The sequence below is a fragment of the Sinomonas terricola genome (assembly GCF_034931225.1).
Classification (GTDB): Bacteria; Actinomycetota; Actinomycetes; order Actinomycetales; family Micrococcaceae; genus Sinomonas; species Sinomonas terricola.
In genome coordinates this window covers 1-23,506 of record NZ_JAYGGQ010000023.1, presented here as the reverse complement: position 1 = coordinate 23,506, position 23,506 = coordinate 1, and the positions used below count along the sequence as shown (strand labels likewise).

21 protein-coding genes are annotated in these 23,506 nt (G+C 71.0%); 7 read left to right on the top strand and 14 right to left on the bottom strand.

Translation table 11 applies throughout. The features are described 5' to 3' along the window. Positions 1-82 precede the first annotated feature (82 nt). The gene (locus SPF06_RS20860; protein ID WP_323281088.1) at positions 83-640 is read right to left on the bottom strand and encodes an NADPH-dependent FMN reductase; all 558 of its coding nucleotides are present in this window, start codon (positions 638-640) and stop codon (positions 83-85) included. Positions 641-739: 99 nt separating this feature from the next. Here SPF06_RS20860 and SPF06_RS20855 point away from each other — a divergent pair, with 99 nt between their 5' ends. Then, positions 740-1,303 carry a MarR family winged helix-turn-helix transcriptional regulator gene (locus SPF06_RS20855; RefSeq protein WP_323281087.1) on the top strand — a complete coding sequence of 188 codons (564 nt, stop codon included), beginning with the start codon at positions 740-742 and terminating at the stop codon, positions 1,301-1,303. A 39-nt stretch (positions 1,304-1,342) separates the two neighbouring features. Next, positions 1,343-2,755, top strand: coding sequence for a DUF1731 domain-containing protein (locus tag SPF06_RS20850; RefSeq protein WP_323281086.1), 1,413 nt, complete (start codon positions 1,343-1,345; stop codon positions 2,753-2,755). Between the two features lie 24 nt (positions 2,756-2,779). On the opposite strand, the gene SPF06_RS20845 is transcribed toward SPF06_RS20850, so the two are convergent. From SPF06_RS20845 to SPF06_RS20835, 3 genes are read right to left on the bottom strand one after another with little or no spacing between them, the layout of a single operon-like run. Continuing rightward, complete coding sequence (locus tag SPF06_RS20845) at positions 2,780-5,350, bottom strand: PEP/pyruvate-binding domain-containing protein (RefSeq protein WP_323281085.1); 2,571 nt, start codon at positions 5,348-5,350, stop codon at positions 2,780-2,782. A gap of 52 nt (positions 5,351-5,402) precedes the next feature. Beyond that, the gene (locus SPF06_RS20840) at positions 5,403-7,232 is read right to left on the bottom strand and encodes a gamma-glutamyltransferase family protein (protein ID WP_323281084.1); all 1,830 of its coding nucleotides are present in this window, start codon (positions 7,230-7,232) and stop codon (positions 5,403-5,405) included. A 38-nt stretch (positions 7,233-7,270) separates the two neighbouring features. Beyond that, positions 7,271-7,813, bottom strand: coding sequence for an acyl-CoA thioesterase (locus SPF06_RS20835; protein ID WP_323281083.1), 543 nt, complete (start codon positions 7,811-7,813; stop codon positions 7,271-7,273). Between the two features lie 242 nt (positions 7,814-8,055). On the opposite strand from SPF06_RS20835, the gene SPF06_RS20830 reads away from it, so the two are divergent. The 4 genes from SPF06_RS20830 to SPF06_RS20815 are packed head-to-tail and all read left to right on the top strand — an operon-like array spanning position 8,056 to position 12,371. Then, positions 8,056-8,742 (top strand): GntR family transcriptional regulator, encoded by a 687-nt coding sequence (locus SPF06_RS20830; RefSeq protein WP_323281082.1) that lies wholly within the window; start codon positions 8,056-8,058, stop codon positions 8,740-8,742. Continuing rightward, complete coding sequence (locus tag SPF06_RS20825; protein WP_323281081.1) at positions 8,735-10,255, top strand: MmgE/PrpD family protein; 1,521 nt, start codon at positions 8,735-8,737, stop codon at positions 10,253-10,255. Before SPF06_RS20830 ends, SPF06_RS20825 begins: the two co-directional genes overlap by 8 nt. Continuing rightward, complete coding sequence (gene prpB, locus SPF06_RS20820; RefSeq protein ID WP_323281080.1) at positions 10,256-11,173, top strand: methylisocitrate lyase; 918 nt, start codon at positions 10,256-10,258, stop codon at positions 11,171-11,173. 34 nt (positions 11,174-11,207) lie between these two features. Beyond that, positions 11,208-12,371: a bifunctional 2-methylcitrate synthase/citrate synthase gene (locus tag SPF06_RS20815; RefSeq protein ID WP_323281079.1), complete on the top strand. Its 1,164-nt coding sequence runs from the start codon at positions 11,208-11,210 to the stop codon at positions 12,369-12,371. A gap of 12 nt (positions 12,372-12,383) precedes the next feature. On the opposite strand, the gene SPF06_RS20810 is transcribed toward SPF06_RS20815, so the two are convergent. Genes SPF06_RS20810 through SPF06_RS20765 form a run of 10 tightly spaced genes read right to left on the bottom strand, consistent with a single transcriptional unit; the run spans position 12,384 to position 21,995 of the window. Beyond that, the gene (locus SPF06_RS20810; RefSeq protein WP_323281078.1) at positions 12,384-12,863 is read right to left on the bottom strand and encodes an 8-oxo-dGTP diphosphatase; all 480 of its coding nucleotides are present in this window, start codon (positions 12,861-12,863) and stop codon (positions 12,384-12,386) included. Beyond that, the gene (gene xerD, locus SPF06_RS20805) at positions 12,863-13,843 is read right to left on the bottom strand and encodes a site-specific tyrosine recombinase XerD (protein WP_323281077.1); all 981 of its coding nucleotides are present in this window, start codon (positions 13,841-13,843) and stop codon (positions 12,863-12,865) included. Before xerD ends, SPF06_RS20810 begins: the two co-directional genes overlap by 1 nt. Beyond that, the gene (locus tag SPF06_RS20800; RefSeq protein WP_323281076.1) at positions 13,843-14,493 is read right to left on the bottom strand and encodes an NUDIX hydrolase; all 651 of its coding nucleotides are present in this window, start codon (positions 14,491-14,493) and stop codon (positions 13,843-13,845) included. Before SPF06_RS20800 ends, xerD begins: the two co-directional genes overlap by 1 nt. 9 nt (positions 14,494-14,502) lie before the next feature. After that, a complete protein-coding gene (pyrG, locus tag SPF06_RS20795) occupies positions 14,503-16,260 on the bottom strand; it encodes a CTP synthase (protein WP_323281075.1) in 1,758 nt (585 codons plus the stop codon). Next, positions 16,257-18,035, bottom strand: coding sequence for a DNA repair protein RecN (recN, locus tag SPF06_RS20790; RefSeq protein WP_323281074.1), 1,779 nt, complete (start codon positions 18,033-18,035; stop codon positions 16,257-16,259). Before recN ends, pyrG begins: the two co-directional genes overlap by 4 nt. Beyond that, complete coding sequence (locus SPF06_RS20785) at positions 18,032-19,057, bottom strand: NAD kinase (protein WP_323281073.1); 1,026 nt, start codon at positions 19,055-19,057, stop codon at positions 18,032-18,034. Before SPF06_RS20785 ends, recN begins: the two co-directional genes overlap by 4 nt. Continuing rightward, a complete protein-coding gene (locus SPF06_RS20780; RefSeq protein ID WP_323281072.1) occupies positions 19,054-19,902 on the bottom strand; it encodes a TlyA family RNA methyltransferase in 849 nt (282 codons plus the stop codon). Before SPF06_RS20780 ends, SPF06_RS20785 begins: the two co-directional genes overlap by 4 nt. 3 nt (positions 19,903-19,905) lie before the next feature. Then, positions 19,906-20,088: a hypothetical protein gene (locus SPF06_RS20775; RefSeq protein WP_323281071.1), complete on the bottom strand. Its 183-nt coding sequence runs from the start codon at positions 20,086-20,088 to the stop codon at positions 19,906-19,908. Between the two features lie 28 nt (positions 20,089-20,116). After that, a complete protein-coding gene (locus tag SPF06_RS20770; protein WP_323281070.1) occupies positions 20,117-21,100 on the bottom strand; it encodes an HAD-IIA family hydrolase in 984 nt (327 codons plus the stop codon). Position 21,101: 1 nt separating this feature from the next. Further along, entirely contained in the window at positions 21,102-21,995 is an 894-nt protein-coding gene (locus tag SPF06_RS20765) for a tetratricopeptide repeat protein (RefSeq protein ID WP_323281069.1), read from the bottom strand. 162 nt (positions 21,996-22,157) lie between these two features. Here SPF06_RS20765 and SPF06_RS20760 point away from each other — a divergent pair, with 162 nt between their 5' ends. Beyond that, positions 22,158-23,345 carry a hypothetical protein gene (locus SPF06_RS20760; protein WP_323281068.1) on the top strand — a complete coding sequence of 396 codons (1,188 nt, stop codon included), beginning with the start codon at positions 22,158-22,160 and terminating at the stop codon, positions 23,343-23,345. Positions 23,346-23,506: the final 161 nt, after the last annotated feature.

The window sequence follows — 23,506 nt, the reverse complement described above, 5'->3', positions numbered from 1 at the left end:
GTCGGACTCTCTCCTGATTAGCAGAGTTGCGACACGGCCGGAAAGTCCGGGCACCGTGCTTTGGGGGTCCTGCGAATCCTACTCAGGCGACGGCGGCCTCGGCGCGCACGGTCTCGAGCGCGCGCGTCCATGCGACGGTCTGGTCGAGGACGGGCAGAATCGACGCGGCCTGGAGCTCGCTCGGCGCGAAATGGCCGTCGCGGAAGTCGGTGAAGAGGGAGAACATGCCGGTCTTCTGCACGTGCGCGATCTGCAGCTCGGAGAGGATGCCGCGGAGGTGCTCGACGGCGCGGACGCCGAACGCCGAGCCGTAGGAGACGATGCCTGCGGCCTTGTTGGCGAGCTCGGGCTTGAGGTAGCTCAGCGCGTTGGCGAGTGCGGGCGAGACCGAGTGGTTGTACTCGGGGGTGACGAAGACGTAGCCGTCGAACTGGGCGATGTGCGCCGAGAACTTGGCGATCCCTGCCGTGGACTGCTCGGGGCCGTGCTGGCCGAGGAGCGGGAGGCGGTAGTCTGCGATGTCGATGAGTTCGAAGTCGGCGTCCGTTCGGCGCTGGGCCTGGCCGAGGACCCATTCGGCGACCTCGCGGTTCTTGCGGCCGTCCCGGGTGCTGCCCGTGACAATGGCGATCTTGGTCATGCGATCCTCCTGATTGACACATCAACTAAACTTGGGTGATTCAGGGATACACCCATATGATTGATGCGTCAAGTTTCATTGCGGTGAGAGTCGGGGGCCATGGAGGCACATACATACGAGCGCAGCGTCGGCGCACACACCGACGCGTCCTCTGCGGCGGAACCACGCTGGCTCGACCCCCGCGAGCGCGAGGTGTGGCTGGCCCTCCGGCACCTCCTGTGGGGCCTCACGCCCGCCGTCGACCGCCAGCTCCTTCGCGACTCGAGCCTCTCGGGCCCCGAGTATTCGGTGCTCGCGACCCTCTCCGAGGACCCCGAGGGCGTTATGCGCTCCGGCACCGCCGCGCGCCTGCTCGGATGGGGCCGCAGCCGCCTCTCGCACCTTCTCCGCCGCATGGAGGCCAAGGGGCTCATCTCCCGCGCGTGCTCGGCCGACGACGGCCGCGGCCAGGACATCACCCTCACCCCGGCGGGCAAGGCCGCGATCGTCGAGGCGGCGCCGGGGCACGTCGGCTTCGTCCGCAGCATCGTGTTCGATCCCCTCACGGAGGAGCAGCAGGAGGCGCTGCGAGAGGCGTGCGAGCGCATCACCGCCGCGATCGAGGCCGAGGACGGCTGCGCGGCCGCGTTCGACGCCGACGGCGAGCCGTGCGACGGCGAGTAGCATCCCTCGCGCGCTCCCGACGCACCTAGACTGGCTCAGGTGACTTGGCAGCGCACGTCGACGCAATGGTTCCGGCTCCCCGCCGAGCGGCTCTGGACGGTCCTCGAGCGGCTTGACCGCTGGCCCGAGTGGAACACCGCCGTCGGCTCGGCCGCCGTCGTCGGCAGCCTCCGGGAAGGCGCCACGGGGCACTACTCCCCAGCCCACCCCCTCATGGGCCCGCTGCACCGGCGCACGGCGCCGGCCTTCCGCGTCACGGCCGTCGATCCGGGGCGCCGCCTCGCCTTCCGCCAGCCGCAGCCCGGCGGCGGGCAGGACGTCGAATGGACGCTCGAGGAGCGGGCCGGGGGCACCGACTTCACCCAGAAAGTCACGCTCGACGGCCCGCTCGCCCAGCAGTTCGGGCTCACCGCCGGCGAACCGCTCGTGCGCGGATTCGCCGCCCAGTGCGCGCGCCTGTATCGGCTCGCGGCCCCCGCGGCAGGCGCACCGGGCGCGGCATCGGACGACGGCGGCGAGCACGCCCCGCTCACGGCCATCGCCGGGGGCACGGGGTTCTTGGGCACGTCGCTCGGGTCCGAACTCGTGTGCGACGGGCAGCGGGTTGTCCTCCTGACCCGTGCGAGGCGCCCCTCGCCGTTCGAGCAGCTCGCGTGGGACGGCCGGACGCCGGGCGCGTGGAGCGAGCGGCTCGGCGCCGAGCCGCGGCTCCGCATCGTGAACCTCGCGGGGGTGAGCCTCGACATGCCGGGCACCCCCGAGAACCTCGCCAAACTCGAGGCGAGCCGCGTCGAGCCGACCCGCACCCTCGTCGAGGCGAGCCGCACGTGGGAACGGCCCGTCGAGCGTTGGCTCCAGCAGAGCGCCGTGGGCATCTACGGCGATTCTTATTCCGAGGCGGACGAGTCCACGCCGGTCCCTCCGGTTCCCGGGCTCGCCGCCGTCGTGCGGGCGTGGGAGGCGGCGTTCGACGGCGCCTCGGCCGAGCGGAGCGTCGTCCTGCGGACGAGCGTCGTGCTCGCACGCGAGGCGGCGATCCTTGAGCGGCTCGCGACCGTTGCGCGCCTGGGCGGCGGTGGCCCGCTCGGCACGGGCATGCAATGGTTCAGCTGGATCCACGAGGCCGACTGGAACCGCGCGGCGCGAGCGGCGCTCGGCTTGCCCACGGCGCCGGGCGAGGGGACGCTGGACCTGCCGGACGGCGTCGTCAACGCGACCTCGCCGTATCCCGTGCAGAACCGCGAGCTCATGGCCCATCTCCGCGAGTTCGTCGGCGTCCCGCTCGGGATCCCGGCGCCCGCACCGCTCCTGCGCGTCGCGGCCGGAGTCCTGCGCACCAATCCCCGTCTCGCCCTCGACAGCGTGCGCGCCGTGCCAGGCGTGCTTAGGGCCGCGCGATTCGACTTCCGCTACCCCCAGCTCTCGGGCGCGTTCCGCGAGATCGCGGCGTAGCCGACGCGGCTGATCTGCAGAGGCCTACTCGGCCTGAGGTGTCCCTTCGTCAAGGGACACGGTGCCTTGCGAGCCGTCGACCGTGACCACGGCGCCGGTCCTGATCCGTTCGGTGGCGCCCGCGACGCCAACCGTCGCCGGGATGCCGTATTCGCGGGCGACGACGGCCCCGTGGGACATGGCGCCGCCCATCTCCATCACCAGGCCTCCTGCGGTGAGGAAGAGCGGCGTCCAGCCCGGGTTGGTGGAGGGTGCCACAAGGATCTCCCCCGGTTCGAGCCGAGCCCCCTCGGGCGAAAGGATCACGCGGGCCAGCCCTGTCACCACCCCAGGCGACGCGGGTGTGCCCGTCAATTCCTTGCCGGCGCGAACGCCGAACATGGCTTCCGCGTCGCTTCCGTCGGAGAGCAGCACTCGCGGGATGTGCCTGCGCTTGCGTTCGCGCTCGTAGGTCGCCCGCCGCTCTGCGACGATCCCTGTGAGGTCATCACCTGCAATGGCACGCCTGGCCTCGGGGAAGCTCAGGAAGAAGACGTCCGAGGGATCGGCGATGCGGCCGCTTGCTGCGAGCTGCTCCCCCACGGGCTTCAGGAGCTCTCGGGCGGGAGTCGCCAAGAGCCGGATGAGGTGGAATTTCGGCGCCTCCCGGGTGCCGATGAGGACCCGCACCCGACGCAGCGCGAAGCGGAGGACCGCTCGCCGCGGTCCTCGGACGCGGTGGAGCAGGTCCTCGACCATCGCATCGGCCTCCCGCGCGCTCTTGGCGAACTGAGCCTCAGGGTCAGGCAGGTCGTCGCCGAGGCGCACGTAATTGGCGACGGCGCCCAGGAGATGCGTCGGATCCTCCGACCACCGCGGAGTGCCAATGTCTATTTCACTGATGCAGCGGAAGCCGTAGCGCGCAAGGAAGTCGGCAAGCTGCGCCTGGAGCGTGGGCGGAAGCGCGCCGGCGCGGTAGGCCTCTGCGAGCTCGCCGGGCGCGCGTTCGAGCAGAGCCTGCCTCGATGGGGCGTCCTCGCGGGCCGCCGCCCCGACCGACCAGAGGGCGAGGTCCATCTCTGTCGTTGGGTTCTCCGGGGCGCCCCTCGTCACGGTTCGGATCTCGTCGACGCTCGCCCGACCGCGGAGAACCCGGCCCGCGAGCCCGAGCGAAAGCATGGCTGGCGCGACGGTCCCCACGAAGCGTGGGAAGATCCGCGGCGGGGCTTCCATCAGGAGCCTCTCGACGGCATCGAGGAAGCTGCTCGCATCACCGTCCGCGGGAGCGAGCGGATGCACCATCGCTTCGAGATCGCGCGCGAGCCGGAGCCGCGCCGAATCGGGCGAGACGAGGGTGTGCAGGACCGCGGGCGGGACACCAAGGCGCACGAGGGGCTCGGCGACCCGCCGGATCGAGGCGAGTCTCGAGCCCTCGCGGACCCTGAAGCGCGGATCCCTCGACAGCTGGGAGAGGACGACCGAGCTGCGCGATTCGGCGACGCGTGCCACAAGGTTGAGCAATCGATGTCCCACCGGATCGCGCAGCGCGGTCGTGACGTCGATGTGGAAGCGCATCGCCGCGTCGACGATCATCCTCGGCCCTGCGGCCGGGTCCTTGGCATCACCGCCGAACGCCTTCGTCATCCCCGACCCCAGCAGCCGAAAGAACTGCATGCCCATGGGCGTGATCGGATCGAAATACCCCTGGACCACGTTCGCGGAGAGATACACGCGGAGGTCGCGGGCCGGATCTGGAGCCCCGTCCGGTAGCGGATACAGCGTCGTGATATTCCGCGATTGCACGAGCCACAGCCTGCGCTCGGCGTCGAGCGCGAACTCGATGTCCTGCGGGGACCCGAAATGCCGCTCGACGCGGTCGCCAAGGAGGGCAAGCTCCACAAGCTCCGTGTCGGAGAGGACGGCAGAGGATCCCCCGGCAGGTTCGCGGCGGAGGACGGCGTGTGCGGCCGTGTCGACGAGGTAGTGGTCGGGGACGATGTCCCCCGACACGAGGGCTTCCCCGAGCCCGGCGGCCGCATCGACGGCGGCGCGCCGTCTGGTTCCGGTCACGGGATCCGCGGTGAACAACACCCCCGCCGCGGCCGCGTCCACCATCTGCTGGACGGCAACCGCGAGGGCGACAGCTCGCTCGTCGATCGCGTTCGCCCGCCGGTACGCCACTGCGCGGTCGTTCCAGAGAGATGCCCAGCATCGGCGCACGGCATCGAGAACCGCCTCGTCGCCGATGACCCCGAGATACGTGTCGTGCTGCCCGGCGAAGCTCGCGCCCGGCAAGTCTTCGGCCGTCGCCGACGATCGAATCGCGACGGGACCCGAACCGAGCGCGTGATACGCGTCGAGCACGGCGTCGGCAATGACCCGGGGCACGGCTGCGGTGCGCAGCTTCGCGGCAGCGCTTCCGGGGCTATCGGCACTCGCATCGGCTTCGACTGCCGCAATCCTGTAGGCCTCGGTCGTCAGCACAAAGCCGCCAGGCACGGGAAATCCGGCCCTCTTGAGCTCACCAAGATTGGCTGCCTTTCCACCCGCAAGCGCCACGTCGCCCGATGAGACGTCGTCCAGATCGACGATGAGACGGCCAGAGTCCTTCTCCATGCCCTCAGCGTCCCACCGGGAATCGCGCTCCGGAAGGTCCAACTCTGCGGGCTCAGCGGCCCACGGCGTAGCCGGACATTCCGCGCGGATTCGCACCCGCGCGCATGATGCCCGTCCCGGGGTCGCGGGACACCGCGCAGAGCCTGCCGATCTCCCAGTCCCCCGCGATTGCGACACGGTGGCCGCGACGCCGGAGAGCAGCGACGACGTCGGGAGCGAACCGCCCCTCGAGGAGTGCGACGCCCGGCAGGGCCTCGTGGGGGTAGAAGCTCGACGGCTGGTGCGCCGAGTGGAAGCCGGGCGCGTCGATGGCCTCCTGGAGGCCCGCGCCGCGCAGGGCGACGTCGAGGAAGAAGTGCGGCTGCCACTGGTCCTGCTGGTCTCCGCCGGGCGAGCCGAACGCGAGGACGGCCTCGCCGCCGCGCGTCGCGAGCGACGGCGAGAGGGTGGTCCGCGGCCGGCGGCCCGGGGCCAGCGTGTTCGGGAGGCCCTCCTCGAGCCACGCCATCTGGAGTCGCGTTCCGAGCGGGAAGCCGAGTTCGGGGATGACGGGCGAGCTCGAGAGCCACCCGCCGCTCGGCATGGCCGAGACCATCGTGCCCCAGCGGTCGACGACGTCTATATGCACCGTGTCCGTCCTCGCCGTCCCGTCGGGGCCGGGCAGGGCATCGGCTTCGAGCAGGGCCCTCACGGCATGGGGTTCCCCGAGGCCGCTGAGGCCAGCGCGATCGAACGCACCGCGCACGGAGAGGTCCGGGAGGCGCGGCTCCCGGCCGCCGGGGGCACCCGGCCGCATCTCGAGCGACGCGCGATCGCCGATGAGCCGAGCCCTCGTGCGCGCGTAGTCGGGCGAGAGCAGCTCGTCCGCCGGGACTCCAGGGGCGTCCCCGTACCACGCGTCGCGGTCCGCGAGCGCGAGCTTCGTGGCCTCGAGGATCGTGTGCACGTAGCCCTCGGTCCCCGGCGCGAGCGCCCCCTCGCCGAAGCCCGGCACAGCGTCGAGGATGCGCAGCTGCTGCAGGAACGCGGGGCCTTGGCTCCAGAAGGCCGCCTTGTGCACGGTCCAGCCGCGGAACTCGGCTGACACGGTGGGCTCGTAATGCGGCCGCCAGGCCGTGAGGTCATCGGCCGTGAGGAGGCCGGCGTGGGCACGGCCGCTCGAGTCGCGCTGGGGGATGCGGCAGAACGCGTCGATCGACTCCGCGACGAATCCCTCGGCCCATTCGCGGACGACGGCGCCGATCGCCTCAGCGCGGCCTGCGCCGGCAGCGGCGGCGCGCGCCTCCGCGACGACGAGCCGCCGCCACGTCCTCGCGAGCGCCGGGTTCCGGAGGAGGCTCCCCTCGGGCAGCGGGGCGCCGCCGGGAGCGTAGAGCTCGGCCGAGCTCGGCCAGTGGGCGAGGAAATGAGGGGCCATGCGCTCGAGGACGAGAGCGAGTCCGGCACCGATGGGGAGGCCGTCCTCGACGACGCGAAGCGCGGGGCCGATCACGTCGGCGAACGCGAGCGTTCCGTGGTCCGCGAGGAGGGTCAGCCAGGCGAGGGTCGAGCCGGGGATCGCCGCGGCCAGAAGCCCCGTTCCGGGCACCTGGTCGAGGCCCAGGGCGCGGAAGCCCGCAACGCTCGCCGCCGCGGGTGCGGGACCCTGGCCGCACAGGACGCGGGGCTCCGCGCCCGGGAGCGCGACGAGGAGCGTCATCTCCCCGCCGGGACCGTTCTGCTGGGGCTCGGCCGCCTGGAGCGCAAAGCCGGCGGCAGCCGCTGCGTCGATCGCGTTGCCGCCCCGCTCGAGCATGGCCATCCCGGCCTGCGCACCGATCCAGTGGGTCGTGGAGACCATGCCGAACGTTCCGGCCAGTTCAGGACGCGTCGTGAAGGCCATGGCTCCACGCTAGCGCGGCGGCCAGGGAGACGTCCGGGCTACCACGCGTGGGGCGCTGGACGTCGGGTGCTCGGAAGGGCGTTCTCCTCGCGCCACCTGTGGAGGAACTCGGGGAGCTCGAGCTCGGCGGGCGGCCATCCGACCTCGGCGAAGATCTCTTCGTTGCCCACGGGGCCGGCCGCGGACACGAGCCGCGTCGCAATGTAGGCGCGCGCGTAGACCTCGCCGCGCGCGACCATGCGCTGCTCGAAGTAGATCGCCCGCTCATCGACTCCCATGATGCGGGATTCGACCGTGTACCTCTGCCAGAGCGTGAGCGACTTCCGGAACGAGATGGTCTCGAGGCTGACCACGGGACTCCAGCCCCTCGCCCGCATGCGGTCCCAGGCGCCGGCGCGGACCATGAGGTCGAAGCGCCCCAGGTCCATGAGCGAGAAGTACATGCCGTTGTTGACATGCCTCGCGATGTCGATGTCCGTCGGGAGGACGCGGAGCGGGAGGGACGAGACGTCCCACAGGCTCAGCGGCGGTCGGCGCCGCGACGTGACGAGCTGCAGAAGCGTGCGCAGAAGCAGATGCATGCGCTAATGTTACTCGCGGGTAACCTAGGTGTCGCCCTCCGGCCGCAGCACCAGGACGAGCCATTCGATGACGCTCTCATCCTCGACGGTCGCTCAACTGTTGTCGTGCGGCTTCCGGTAAAACACACGCGAGTTCCCGGTGGGGCATTCGGGCACCCTGGGCTCGTCAATGTATACATAGTATCGACAACTTCCCTGGATTGCCTTGCGTGGAAGGCATTGATGCTGCCAATGTATACATCGTGAAAGCCAGCGACCGCGCGTACGCTTCCCTGCGCGAGGACATCGTGGAATGGCGGCTCGCTCCAGGGACCGTTCTCGGCGAAGTCGAGCAGGCGGAGCGGCTGGGCGTCTCCCGCACTCCGCTGCGCGAGGCCCTTGCGCGCCTCACCGCGGAAGGCCTCGCGACCGCCCAAAGGGGACGCGGCGTCGTCGTGAGCGAACTCTCGCTCGCGCACCTCGACGAGCTGTTCGAGCTCCGCGAGGCCCTCGAATGCAAGGCCGCTGCGCTCGCGGCCCAGCACAGCGGGCGGGCGCGCTTCGAGACGCTGCGGAACCGCTTTGCGGCTGCTCCGGCGCTGCTGACCGACGACGACCCGCAGCGGAACGAGTACTACGCCCTCGCCGCAGAGCTCGACGCGGCCATCGACGAGGCCGCCGCGAACTCGTATCTGTCCCAGGCGCTCGAAGGCCTGCGGGTGCACCTCGCGCGGGTGCGGCGGCTCGCGAAGGACGACGCCGCGCGCCTCCGCCAGGCCGCCGTCGAGCACGCTGCCATCGCCGGAGCGATCGCGGGGGGCAACGCTCCCCTTGCCGCCGCTGCGACGGCGGTGCACCTGAGCAACAGCCTGAACCACATCAAGTCCACCCAGAGCATTCCTCATCAATCCCACCCAGCCACACCACACCGAGAGGCCACCCATGGTTGAGCTGCACCACGTCCGCGTCTACAAGAGCGAGGAGAAGCTCCCCCGCGAGGAGCAGCTCGCGTACCGGATCGCGAAGGTCGCCGCGGACCCGGTCGAGGTCACCCCCGAGGTGACGGAGATGGTGATCAACCGGATCATCGACAACGCGTCGGTCGCGATCGCCTCGCTCAACCGGGGCCCGATCGTCGCGGCGCGGGCGCAGGCGCTGGCCCACGCGCCGTCGTCCGGCGGCCGCGGGGCGCTCGTGTTCGGGATCGAGGACCGCGTCTCGCCCGAGTGGGCCGCGTGGGCCAATGGGGTCGCCGTGCGCGAACTGGACTACCACGACACGTTCCTCGCCGCCGAGTACTCGCATCCGGGGGACAACATCCCGCCGATCCTCGCCGTCGCCCAGCACGTCGGCTCCACGGGCCGGGACCTGCTCCGCGGGATCGCCACCGGGTATGAGATCCAGGTCGACCTCGTGAAGGCGATCTCGCTCCACCAGCACAAGATCGACCACGTCGCGCATCTGGGCCCCTCCGCCGCCGCAGGGATCGGCACGCTGCTCGGGCTCGACGTCGAGACGATCTTCCAGGCCGTCGGGCAGGCCCTGCACACGACGACGGCGACGCGCCAGTCCCGCAAGGGCGAGATCTCCACGTGGAAGGCGCACGCGCCGGCGTTCGCGGGGAAGATGGCCGTCGAGGCGGTCGACCGGGCCATGCGCGGGCAGACCTCGCCCGTGCCCATCTACGAGGGCGAGGACGGCGTCATCGCGTGGCTGCTCGACGGCCCCGACGCCACCTACGAGGTTCCCCTGCCCGCGCCCGGCGAGGCCAAGCGCGCGATCCTCGACACGTACACGAAGGAGCACTCGGCCGAGTACCAGGCCCAGGCCTGGATCGACCTTGCCCGCAAGCTCCACCGCGAGCACCCGGAGGCCACCGATCCGGCGAACGTCCAGAGCATCCTCATCAAGACGAGCCACCACACGCACTACGTGATCGGCTCCGGCGCCAACGACCCGCAGAAGTACGATCCGACAGCCTCGCGCGAGACCCTCGACCACTCGATCCCGTACATCTTCGCCGTCGCCCTCCAGGATGGTGCGTGGCACCACGTCGGCTCCTACACGTCCGAGCGCGCGTCCCGCCCGGACACTGTCGCGCTGTGGCACAAGATCACCACCGAGGAGGACCCCGAGTGGACCCGCCGGTACCACTCGCTCGACATCGCGGAGAAGGCCTTCGGCGGCTCCGTCGTCATCACGCTCGCCGACGGGACGGTGATCGAGGACCAGATCGCCGTCGCCGACGCCCACCCGCTCGGGGCCCGCCCGTTCGGACGAGACCAGTACATCGCGAAGTTCCGCATGCTCGCCGCCGAGTCGGTCGCGCCCGAGGAAATCGACCGGTTCCTCGCCGCCGTCCAGCGCCTCCCCGAACTCGCCGCGGGCGAGCTCGACCAGCTCAACATCGTGGCGAAGGACGGCGTGATCGACCTCTCCAAGGGCCCGAAGGGACTGTTCTAGATGCTGTACTCGAAGACGACCCCGGAGCAGAAGCGGATCCGGCTGCGCGAAGCCCTCGCGTCCGGGCAGATCCAGCAGTTCCCCGGCGCGTTCAACCCCCTCTCCGCGAGGCTCATCGAGGAGAAGGGCTTCCCCGGCGTCTACATCTCCGGCGCGGTGCTCGCGAACGACCTCGGCCTGCCGGACATCGGGCTGACCACCCTGACCGAAGTCGCGACGCGGGCGGGGCAGATCGCCCGCATGACCGAGCTGCCCGCGATCGTGGACGCGGACACGGGCTTCGGCGAGCCCATGAACGTCGCGCGCACCGTCCAGGAGCTCGAGAACGCCGGCCTGGCCGGCTGCCACATCGAGGATCAGGTCAATCCGAAGCGCTGCGGGCACCTCGACGGGAAGGCCGTCGTCGATCTCGACACCGCGCTCCAGCGCATCCGGGCCGCCTCCGACGCACGCCGCGACCCGAACTTCCTCATCATGGCCCGCACCGATGTTCGCGCGGGCGAGCCCGGCGCGGCCGGGCTCGACGCCGCCGTCGGACGCGCGAAGGCCCTCGTCGACGCCGGCGCCGACGCGATTTTCCCCGAGGCCATGGGCACCCTAGAGGAGTTCAGGGCCATCCGCGAGGCCGTCAGCGTGCCGATCCTCGCCAACATGACGGAGTTCGGGAAGAGCCGCCTCTTCACGGTCGACGAGCTCGCCGGTGTGGGGATCAACCTCGTGATCTACCCCGTCACGCTCTTGAGGATTGCCATGGGCGCTGCAGAACGTACGCTTGAAGCAATTGCTGCGCACGGCACTCAGGAGTCGGAGGTGGAGAACATGCTGACTCGCTCCCGCCTCTACGAGCTGGTTGACTACGAGGCGTACAACCGCTTCGACACCAGCGTCTTCAATTTCCAGGTCCCCGGCCGATACTGAGGCCTCAGGCAGCTACCAGCGAAGGAGCCCTGCCATGACGCAGCAATCGAACACAGACGAGATCAAGAAGGGCCTCGCCGGGGTGGTGGTGGACTACACCGCCATCTCGAAGGTCAACCCCGAGACCAACTCACTCCTCTACCGCGGCTACCCCGTGCAGGAGCTCGCGGCGCGCTGCAGCATGGAGGAGGTCGCGTATCTGCTGTGGCACGGCGAACTCCCCACCCAGGAGGAGCTGGCCGCCTTCGAAGAGCTCGAGCGCGCGGGCAGGGCGCTCGATCCGGTCGTCAAGCGGGTCATCGACGAGCTGCCGACGACGGCGCACCCCATGGACGTCTGCCGCACCGCGGCGTCCGTGCTGGGGGCGCGCGATACCCGCGCCGAGGACTCCTCGCGCGCGACGAACCTCGCGAAGGCCGCCGATCTCTTCGCGGCCATGCCCGCCGTCGTCGCGTACGACCAACGCCGTAGGCATAGTGACAGTCGCGGGCAGGACCCCATCGAACCCCGCTCAGACCTCGGCTACGCCGCCAACTTCCTCTGGATGGCCTTCGGCGAGGAGCCCGCACCGGAGGTGGTCCGGGCCTTCGAGGTCTCGATGATCCTCTACGCCGAGCACTCCTTCAACGCCTCCACCTTCACCGCACGCGTCGTGACCTCGACCCTCTCGGACCTGCACTCCGCCGTCACCGCCGCGATCGGAGCCCTCAAGGGCCCCCTCCACGGAGGGGCGAACGAGGCCGTCATGGAGACCTTCGAGGAGATCGGGATCGACCCGAGCGAGTCACATGAGGATGCCAAGCGCCGCGCGAAGGACTGGATGGACGCCGCGCTCGCGCAGAAGAAGAAGATCATGGGCTTCGGCCACCGGGTCTACAAGCACGGCGATTCGCGCGTGCCCACCATGAAGGCCGCCCTCGACGACCTCATCGCCTACTACGGCCGCCCCGAGATCCTCGGCCTGTACGACGGGCTCGAGCAGTCCATGGACGAGGCCAAGGGCATCAAGCCGAACCTCGACTACCCCACGGGGCCCGCGTACCACCTCATCGGCTTCGACATCCCCACGTTCACGCCGCTCTTCGTTGCGAGCCGCATCGTCGGCTGGACCGCGCACGTCATGGAGCAGCTCGAGAACAACTCCCTCATCCGCCCGCTCAGCGCTTACAACGGTCCGGACGAGCGGCACCTGGACTGAGGCCCCCGAAGGCTACTGGCCGAGGACGGCGAAGCGGGCCACCGTTTCGTTGTCCTCGGCCATTTCCACGAGGAAGTCCGCGACCGTTCCCGCGAGGACCATCGGAAGCCAATGATCGGCGTCCTGCCACATGTCCGCGAGCGGGAGCGCGTCGACGGGGTACCACGCGGGCGCGATCTCCTCGGTCTCGCACACCTCGCCGGTCCAGGCTGTGCAGGTGAACATGCTGCACTCCATGTCCCACGCGGGCTTCGCCGGGAAACGGAAGTCAACGCTCCCGCCGGGCTGGACGGCGGCAGGGTCGAGGACGACGCACGCCTCCTCGAACAGCTCGCGGATCGCGGCCTGAGCCGCCGTCTCCCCCGGCTCGATGTGGCCGCCGAGCCCCACGACCTTGCCATGGCCGAAGCCGCGCTTCTTGCGTCCGAGCAGGACCTCACGCCCGGCGGCGCCGTCGCGGAGCAGGAAACAGATCGCCACGGCGGCGCCCATCAGCCCCGCGCCCTCGGATGCGCGGCCGCGTACACCTCGCGCAGCGTGTCGGCCGTGACAAGCGTATAGACCTGGGTCGTCGTAACTGAGGCGTGCCCGAGCAGCTCCTGGACGACGCGCACGTCGGCGCCGCCCTCGAGGAGGTGGGTCGCGAACGAGTGGCGCAGCGTGTGCGGGGAGACGTCGCGGCCGATCTGGGCGCGTTCCGCGGCGTCCTTGAGAATCGTCCACGCGCTCTGCCGGGAGAGCCTCCCGCCGCGCGCGTTGAGGAAGAGCGCCGGAATCCCGGTGCCCTTCGTCGCGAGCAGCGGGCGTGCCCGCACGAGGTAGTCGTCGACGGCGCGGGCGCCGTACGAGCCGAGGGGCACGAGACGCGCCTTCGAGCCCTTGCCGAACAGCCGCACGATGGAGGGCCCGCCGTCGTCCTCTCCCGCAAGCCGCACGTCGTCGACGTCGAGCCCCACCGCCTCGCTGATGCGGGCCCCCGTCGAGTACAGGAATTCGAGGAGCGCGCGATCGCGGAGCCCGGTCGGCGTGTCGGCGGACGCCGCCTCGAGGATGCGCGCGACGTCGTCGACCGGGATCGCCTTGGGGAGCCGCTGCCCCGCAAGGGGCGGGTGGACATCGGCAGCGGGATCCCCAGCCGTCGTCCCTTCGAGCGCCCAGAAGCGATGCAGTCCGCGGACGGCGACGACGGCGCGAGCCGCCGACCGCACCCCGAGCGGAGTGCCGCCGTCGGCCCCGTCCCGAAGTGCCTCGGCGAAGCGCGCGACCTGCCGACGGGTCACCTCGTCCGGCGCGCCGACGCCCTCCGACGCGAGATAGTCGGTGTACCGCCGCAGGTCTCGGCGGTAGGCGGCAAGGGTGTTGGCGGCGAGGCCCCGCTCGACGGACAGATGCCGCAGATAGTCGCCGACAGCTGCCTCAAGGGCAGGCGGCTGGACTGTCCCGGGCGATGCCCCCAGGGCCTCGCCCGCCATCAGCGCTGGGCCGGGTGGGCTGGCCAGGGCGCGTCCCCGGGGCGCAGCTCGGCGAAGCCGGAACGGCTCGCGGCGTGCGCGGCGAGAAGGCCGACGACGGCGCTCGGGTTGTGCAGGCGGCCTTGGAGGACCGCCCCAACGGCCTCATCGAGGTCCACCCACGCGAACACGATCTCGGACTCCTCGTGCGTGCGCTCGTGGCGTTCGTGATGTGGAATGACAGTCAGCCCGCGCGCCAGGTAAATGCGGATGGCCTCGCTCGATGATCCCGGCGAATTGAAGAAATCGGCCAGGACGTGCCATTCGGAGGCGGTGAGGTCGGCCTCCTCCGCGAGCTCGCGCGCTGCGGCGTCGAGATTCGACTCGCCGTCCACGTCGAGCAGGCCCGCGGGAATCTCCCACAGGTCCATGCCCACGGGGTGCCGGTACTGCCGCAGGAGGAGAACCCTGCCATCGCGGTCCATCGGCAGGATCGCGACGGCACCCGGGTGGTCGATGAAGTCCCGTCGGAGCGGCTCGGACCCGGGCGCGAGCTCGAACGTGTCCGAGCGCACGTCCCAGATCCTGCCGCGGTAGACAGGCTCCGAGGCGAGCACGCGCCGCGGACTGAGGGCATCCTCGAGGTGCGGCCGCGGCGCATGCGTCGTCACGGGGGCTGCCTACTCGGCCTGCTGGGCCGCGGTGGCCTTGACGGGCTTCTTCGAGGCGGCCTTGGGCGCGTCCGAGCCGGCGCCCTGCTTGCGCTCGAGCGCGGCGCGCACGAGCCCCGCGAAGAGCGGGTGCGGGCGCGTCGGGCGGGAGCCGAGCTCGGGGTGTGCCTGGGTGGCCACGTAGTACGGGTGGACGTCGCGCGGGAGCTCGACGAACTCGACGAGCTTGCCGTCCGGCGAGGTGCCCGAGAACACGAGGCCCGCGTCGGAGAGCTGGCCCCGGTACGAGTTGTTGACCTCGTAGCGGTGACGGTGGCGCTCGGCCACCTTCGTCGCGCCATACGTCTCCGCGACGACCGAGCCCTCGTCGAGGACAGCGTCGTAGAGCCCGAGCCGCATCGTGCCGCCCAGATCACCCTTGCCCTCGACGATCTCGAGCTGCTCGGCCATCGTCGCGATGACCGGGTACTTCGAGTCGGGCTCGAACTCGCTCGACGAGGCGCCCTCGAGGCCCACGACGTTGCGCGCGTACTCGATGACCATGCACTGGAGGCCGAGGCATAGGCCCAGGGTCGGCAGCTGCCGCTCGCGGGCGAACGTGAGGGCGCCGAGCTTGCCCTCGAGGCCGCGGATGCCGAAGCCGCCCGGCACCACGATCGCGTCGACGCCCGCGAGGGAGCGCTCGGCGCCGGCCGGCGTCTGGCACTCGTCGGAGGCGACCCAGCGGATGTTGACCTTCGTGTCGTTCGCGAAGCCGCCCGCGCGGAGCGCCTCGGTCACGGACAGGTACGCGTCCGGCAGGTCGATGTACTTGCCGACAAGCGCGACGTCGACCTCGTGGAGGGGCTCGTGGACGGCCTTGAGGAGCCGGTCCCACTTCGTCCAGTCGACGTCCTTGAACGGGAGGTCGAGAGCCCGGACGATGTAGGAATCGAGACCCTGGGCGTGGATGACCTTGGGGATGTCGTAGATGCTCGGCGCGTCGGGGCAGTTCACGACGGCGTCGGTGTCGACGTCGCACATGCGGCCGATCTTGTCCCGCATCGCGTCCGGGATCTGGCGGTCCGAGCGCACGACGATCGCCTCGGGCTGGATGCCGATCGAGCGGAGCGCGGCAACGGAGTGCTGCGTGGGCTTGGTCTTGAGCTCCTGCGACGGCCCGATGTACGGCACGAGCGAAACATGCAGGAAGAAGACGTTGCCGCGGCCGATGTCCTGGCGGACCTGGCGTGCGGCCTCGAGGAACGGCTGCGACTCGATGTCGCCGACCGTGCCGCCGATCTCCGTGATGATGACGTCCGGAGCGTCCGAGCCCTCGGCGGGCAGGCGCATGCGGCGCTTGATCTCGTCGGTGATGTGCGGGATGACCTGTACGGTGTCGCCGAGGTATTCGCCGCGGCGCTCCTTGGCGATGACGGTCGAGTAGATCTGGCCCGTCGTGACGTTCGCGGAACCGTCGAGGGATTCGTCGAGGAAGCGTTCGTAGTGTCCGATGTCGAGATCCGTCTCGGCACCGTCCTCTGTCACGAACACCTCGCCGTGCTGGAACGGATTCATCGTTCCTGGATCCACATTGAGATAGGGATCGAGCTTCTGCATCGTGACGGAAAGCCCGCGGCCTCGGAGGAGGTGCCCAAGGCTCGACGCCGTCAGACCCTTCCCGAGCGAGGAGGCCACGCCTCCGGTCACGAAGATCTGCTTCGTCGTCTTGTCGGCGTCTGAGAAACGGGAATGAGAGCGATGCACCACGGAATTCGAGCTTATCATCTCTTTCCCGTCCGTTGTCTGCTTGCCGGCTTCGCATTGTTCCGCGCGTCGTCGAGGAGCTCCTGCGCGTGGGCCCGCGCGGACTCCGAGTCCTCCTGCCCCGCGAGCATGCGGGCCAGTTCGACGACGCGTTCGTCGTCGCCGAGGAGCGCGACGTCGCTCGACGTGAACCCCGCGACGCCGTCGCGGCTGCGCTCTGCTGAATCTGCTGACGCAGTCGACGTCTTCGTGACCCGAATGTGCCGATCCGCGAACGCCGCGACCTGCGGGAGGTGCGTCACGACGACGACTTGGACATGCCGGGCGAGCATCGAGAGCCGACGCCCGATCTCGACGGCGGCACGCCCGCCGACGCCCGCGTCCACCTCGTCGAACACGAAGGTCGGCACGGGATCGACGGCTGCGAGGACGACTTCGATCGCGAGCATGACGCGCGAGAGCTCGCCGCCCGAGGCACCCTTGCCGAGAGGGCGTGGAGGCGCGCCCGCGTGGGGCTGGAGGAGGATCGCGACGTCGTCGGCGCCGAGGGGGCCGAGCGCGCCCGTCTCCTCGACGACGACGTGAAGGGTCGCGTCCGGCATCGCGAGTGCGGTGAGCTCGACGCTCACGCGCGCCGCGAGGTCCGCCGCCGCGTCCCGGCGGCGGGCGGTCAGCTCCCGGGCGAGGCCCCACAGGCGCTCCTCGTCGCGCGCGACCTGCTCGGTCAGCGCGTCGATCCGGCCGCCGTCGTCCTGGAGCTCGTAGAGGCGCTTCTGACCCGCCTCCGCCCATGCGATGACCTCGTCGACGCTTGGCGCGTACTTGCGCACGAGGTTCCCGAGCGCGGCTCGCCGGTCCTCGACCTCGGCGAGCCGCTGGGGGCCTTCGGCGTCGAGCGACGCGCCGTAGCTCGCGAGCTCGCGCGCGATGTCCGCGAGGACGTAGCCGACCTCGGCGAGCCGCTCGGCAGAGGCCGCGAGCGCCTGATCGTGCTCGGCAACGTGCTCGAGGGCACGCTTCGCAGCGTCCACGAGCGTCATCGCGTCCCCCGCCTCGCCGAATTCCTCTGCGACGAGCGCCTCGTGCGCCTGCTGGGATGCGACACGGAGCCCCTCGAGATTCGAGAGGCGCAGCGACTCGGCCCGGAGCTGATCGTCCTCGCCCGGCTGAGGGTCGACGTCCGCGATCTCCGCGAGGGCCGCCTCAAGCGACTCCGCTTCGCGGATCCGCTCGCGCGACGCCGAGGTGAGCTCGGCGAGTTCGCGCTGGGCCGCCATCCACCGCCCGTGGACCGAGGCATACTCGGCGAGCCGCCCCGCGAACTCGTCGCCGGCGAAGCGGTCGAGCGCTTCGCGCTGGGCGCTCGCGCTCTTGAGGCGCAGCTGCTCGGACTGGCCGTGGATGACGACGAGGTGCTGGCCGACCTCCGCGAGGGCGCCGACGGGCGCGCTGCGCCCGCCGAGGTGCGCGCGGCTCCGGCCGTCCGCCCCCACGGCGCGCGCGACGAGGAGCTCCACAGCGCCGTCGTGCTCCTCGACGTCGGCACCCGCTTCGACCGCACGTTCGACGGCGGCGTGCCCGGGAGCGAGCCGGACGCTCGCCTCGGCGAGGGCGGACTTCGCCCCGACCCGCACGGCGCCGGCGTCAGAACGGCCGCCCAGGAGGAGGCCGAGGGCGGTGACCACCATCGTCTTGCCCGCGCCCGTCTCACCCGTCACGACGCTGAGCCCCGGGCCCAGCGGAAGCGTTGCGTCGACGATGACGCCCAGGTCGCGGATGCGGAGTTCCTCGATCATTCGTCGGCGTCCTTTCCTGCCTCGGCCTTCGCTTCGGCGGGCTGGAGGGGCCCGAGGCTGCGGCCGGTCCAGGGCTGCGGCGGAAGCTCCGGCACGGCGGCGGCGCCGTTCGTGCCGAGCGGGGCCGGGCCGCGCCACCCGTGGATGGGCAGCTCGAACTTGCGCACGAGCCGCGCCGAGAACGGCGTCGCGCTGATCCGCGCGAGGCGGACGGGCCTGTCGGAGCGGGTCACTTCGACCCGGGCGCCCGGCGGGAGGTCGACGCTGCGGCGCCCGTCGCACCACAGGACGCCCCGCGCGTCCGTGCGGTTGAGAATCTCGACGGCGAGGCGGGAGTGAGGCGAGACGACGAGCGGCCGCGCGAAGAGCGCGTGGGCGCTGATCGGCGCGATGAGGAGCGCCTCGACCTCGGGCCACACGACCGGACCGCCCGCGGAGAACGCATACGCTGTGCTGCCCGTCGGGGTCGCGAGCACCACCCCGTCGCAGCCGAACGACGTCAGCGGCTTGCCATCGACCTCCGTCACGACCTCGATCATGCGCTCGCGGCTCGCCTTCTCGATCGCGGCCTCGTTGAGCGCCCAGCTGTGCGCAACCTTGTGGCCCTGCACCCACACCGTGACGTCGATCGTCATGCGCTCCTCGACCGAATAGCTGCGGCTCGCGACCCATTGGACGGTCTGCGCGAGGTCAGCCCGCTCGCTTTCGGCAAGGAAGCCGACGTGGCCGAGGTTGACTCCGAGAAGCGGGACGTCTACCCCGCGGACGAGCTCGGCGGCCCGCAAGATCGTGCCGTCGCCGCCGAGGACCATCACAAGTTCGACGTCGGCCAGCTCGACGTCCTCCCCGAGGATCTCGGTCGGATGGTCGAGGCTGCCGAAATGGACTTCGAGGTCGCGCTGCTGCTGGTCGGACATGACGGGCACGAGGCCCGAGCCGTGGAGCTGCGCGCAGGCCTCGCGCGCGGCGATCATCGAATCCTCGCGTCCGGTGTGTGCGAGGACGAGAACGCGTCGACTCATCGTGGTGCCTCTCCTCGTGCCGTCGGGACCGCTGACTCGGGCAGTTCGGGCCACACGGCGCCGAGGAGCTCCTCGAGCGCGGCCCCGGCGTCGGGCGCTGCCGCCTCCGCCTGCGGCCGTGTCAGCCACAGGAAGTATTCCACGTTGCCGTCCTGACCTGGCAGAGGACTCTCCGCGAGCCCGCGAAGGCGAAGGCCGACGTCGGCCGCGGCACGTGCTACGCCGGCGACCGCGCGCCGTCGTTCGCCAGGCGAGCTCACGACGCCGCTCTTGGCGAGCCGCTCACGGCCCACCTCGAACTGCGGCTTCACCATGAGGAGCAGATGTCCGCCCGGCGCGGTGCAGCCTGCGAGCGGGCCGACGACGAGGGTCAGGGAGATGAAAGAGAGGTCGGCAACCGTGAGCTGGACGGGACCGCCGATGGTCTCCGGGACAAGCTCTCGGACGTTGAGCCCTTCGAAGACGTCGACCCGGGGGTCGGCGCGGAGCCGGTCGACGAGCTGGCCGTGGCCGACGTCGACGGCGGCGACCCGCGCCGCGCCGTGCTCAAGCAGGACATCCGTGAACCCTCCCGTCGACGCACCCGCGTCAAGGCACCGGAGGCCGCGGGGATCGACCTCGGGGAAGCGCGCGAGGGCACCGGCCAGCTTGTGCCCCGCGCGGCTCGCGTAGCGGTCGTGCTCAGAGGATTCGACGGCGATCGGGTCGTCGGCCCCGACGTCGAACGACGCCTTGGCCGCCGGCTTCCCACCGACAGCGACGTGGCCGTCCGCGATGAGCTTCGCCGCGTGGGTCCGCGACCGGGCAAGCCCGCGGCGAACGAGTTCGAGATCGAGTCGGGGCACGCGCTACTCCCCCGACTCTTCGTCGAGGGCAGCCGCGAGGGCATCGTGGAACCGCTCAAACGCCTCGGCCCGCTCAGCGCCCGGGAGCGACCGGGCCTCCTCGAGCACACTCAGCGCGCGATCCACCACGCCGGGCGGACGGTGGCCCGAGGGCGCAGCCTGGTCGTCGAGGGGCTCGTGGCTCATGCACCCCAGCTTATCGAGAGCGCGAAGCTCAGTCCTCCCAGACGATTTCGGGGGCCGCGGGCTCGTCCGCCTCAGGACGCGCGTCCCACCACGCGGCACACGCGGCGCGCCACGCGTCGAGCTCGCCGCTCAGCCCGGTCACGCGGACCCGGTTCCCGTCCACGCGGGCCGTCGAGCCTCCGGAACGCCAGCCGCCATCGACGGCCTCGAGCTCGGGATACGGCGTGTAGAGGTCAGCGAGCGTCGCGAGGATGTAGCCGGGCCGCTCGGCTGTGCGGGCCGCGAGGATCGTCTCTGGCGTGTCGACGCCCGTGAGCACCGCCGCGGTGGCAAAGCCGGCCCGGTTGCCGCCGAGGATGTCCGTATCGAGACGATCGCCGACGACGACGGGCCGCTTCGCGCCGAGGCGCTCGGCCGCGGCGAGGAACAGGGGTGCCTCCGGCTTGCCCGCGACGAGGGGCTCTTGGCCCGTCGCGGCGCGGACCGCGTTGACGAGCGTGCCGTTTCCGGGCGCCATGCCGCGGGCCTGCGGGATCGACCAGTCCGTGTTGGTCGCGATCCACAGGGCTCCCGCCGCGACCGCGTACGAGGCTTCCGCGAGATCCCGCCAGCCGAGATCGGGGCTGAAGCCCTGGATGACCGCGACGGGGGCCTCCTCCGCCGAGCGCACAGGGATGAGCCCCCTGATCTCGACCTCGTGCGCGAGCGCCGAGCTGCCCGTGACGAGGACCTTCGAGCCTGCGGGGACCTTCCGCGCGAGCAGCTCGGCACCCGCCTGGGCCGAGCTCACGACGTCGTTCTCCTCCGCTGGGGCGCCGAGCTCGCGCAGGTGCGCGGCGACCTCGGCGGGCGAACGCGAGGCGTTGTTCGTCACGTAGCCGAGGCGGACCCCGCGCGACGCGAGACCTCGGAGCGCCTCAGGGGCACCGGGGATCGCGTGCGGACCGGCGTAGACGACGCCGTCGAGGTCGGAGAGGACCGCGTCGAACGCGTCGATGAAGGCCGGACGCATGTCAGGCGCCGTGCTCAGAGCCGGTGTCCCGGGCGTCGTCGTCGGCCCCTGCGTCGGATTCGCCTTCTTCTGCTGCCTCGTCGTCGGCCTCGAACGCGTCCCGCTCGGTCACGCCGATCTCGTCGTCGGCAAGACCCTCGACGTGTTCGGCCTCTTCGTCGTTCGACTCAGCGTCTTCTTTCGCCTCAGCATCTTCTTCGGCGTAGCCCGCACCGTGCTCGGCCCTGGCCCCTGCCACACGGCTCCGGCGCTCCTCCTCGGCGCGGCGTTCTTCCTCCTCGTCCCAGCCCAGGTCGAGGATGTCCGGCTCTTCGACCTCGTCGACACCGAGAGCGCTCTCGGCCACGCCGATCTGGCGGTACCACTTGGCGGCCTCGGACGAACGGCCCGCGGCCGAAAGGGCGTCCGCGTAGGCCTCGAAGAGGCGCGGGCTGAAGGAGAAGGCCCTGTTGATGTCGAGCTGGGGGATCTCGAGCTCCTCGACCGCGCCTGCGTGGTCGCCGAGGTCAGAACGCGCACCGGACGCGACGATCGCGAGCTCGACCTTGCCGGCAGCGTCGAGCATGTTCCGCTCCTCCGAACGGGCCAGCTCAAGCGCCTTCTCGGGGCGTCCGAGGCCGCGCTCGCAGTCGGCCATGTGCGGAAGGTGGATGCTTGAGCCCGTGATCCGTCGGAACGTGCGGAACTCGCGGAGTGCGTCGTCGTAGCGGCCCGCCGCGTACGCCGTCATGCCGACGGCCTCCCGCACGGCACCGATCCGGCCACCGCGGCGGCTCGCCGCGAGCGCATGCTGGAACGCGGTCTCGGGATCGAAGTCGATGAGGCGACCAGCCATGACGAGGTGCTTCGCAACCCATTCGGCGCTGCGGCTCTCAAGGGTGCGGAGCTGCGCCATCGTGCCCCGGTCGAGTTCCTTGCCCGTGACGTCCGAGTCGATCTCGGGCGAACGTTCGCGGTCCGCGCGGTTCGAGGCCCTCAGGTCGGCCGGATTGTGCTCGCGGCTGAACGGCGCATCCCGATCCTCCCGCGCCTCGTATCGAGGGCCCGAGTAGCCACCTTGCCCGCCACGGTCATCCCGATCGAACCGCGGACGATCCCCATGGTCCCCATACGGGCGACGCTCACGGTCCGCCTGCGGCCGCTCCGGGCGCTCGGTCCGTTCGCCGAAGGGGCGGCGATTGCCGCGGTCACCGCGGTCACGGTCGCCGTACGGGCGGCGCTCCCCGCGCTGCTCGCGGTCGCCGAACGGGCGGCCCTCGCCGCGCTCGCCCCGGTCGAACCGCGGACGATCCCCACGGTCCCCGTACGGCCGGCGCTCGCCATGCTGCTCGCGGTCGCCGAAGGAACGGCCCCCGCCGCGCTGGTCGCGGTCGCCGTAAGGGCGACGCTCGCGGTCACCAAACGGACGGCCCTCGCGACGCTCGCGGTCCCCGAACGGACGACGCTCGCCACCCTGGCCACGGTCCCCGAACGGACGGCCCCCGCCGCGCTGGTCGCGGTCGCCGTAAGGTCGACGCTCGCCGCGCTGGTCGCGGTCGCCGAAGGAACGGCCCCCGCCGCGCTGCTCACGGTCTCCAAACGGACGACGCTCCCGATCACCAAACGGTCGACGCTCACCGCGCTGCTCACGGTCTCCAAACGGACGACGCTCCCGATCACCAAACGGTCGACGCTCGCCGCGCTGCTCACGGTCTCCAAAGGAACGACCCTCGCCGCGCTCGCCCCGGTCGAACCGCGGACGATCCCCACGGTCCCCATAAGGGCGGCGCTCGCCGCGCTGATCGCGGTCGCCGAATGGACGACGTTCGCGGTCGCCAGCCGGTCGCTGCTCGCGGTCACCGTACGGACGGCCTTCGCCCCGCTGGTCGCGGTCGCCATACGGACGGCGCTCACGGTCGCCGAACGAACGGCCCTCGCCCCGCTGGTCGCGGTCGCCGAACGAACGGCCCTCGCCACCCGAGGAACGGCCTTCGTCACCTTCGCGACGGCGGTCGCGGAACCCGCGAGGCTCACCACCGGAGTTGTTCGTCCTGCGGAAGGCGCCACCCGAACGGTCAGAGCCACGTCCCGAACCGGTCCCGCGACGTGGGCCACCGAACCCCCGTCCGCCCTGACCGCGTCCGAAGTCCTCTGCCATGTGGTTCCTTTCCTCGTGCAGGCGCAAGGTGGCGGCTGCATACAGCGCGGCGATTGGCCGCGATCAACAAATCCTCTGGTGTCCTGCCCGGCTGCGGGCAAAAGCTGACAATCCAGTCTAATGGGGAACTCACCATGTCGGCTGGGCCGTGTGTGGGCCGGGTTGTGCTGTCCCGGGTGGGCCTGGCCTGTGGGCTCGGCCAGTTGTCGTGTTAAGTGTTCGAGGGCCCCACGTCGTCGTGGGGCCCTCGGGTGGTGTTGTCCGGCGGT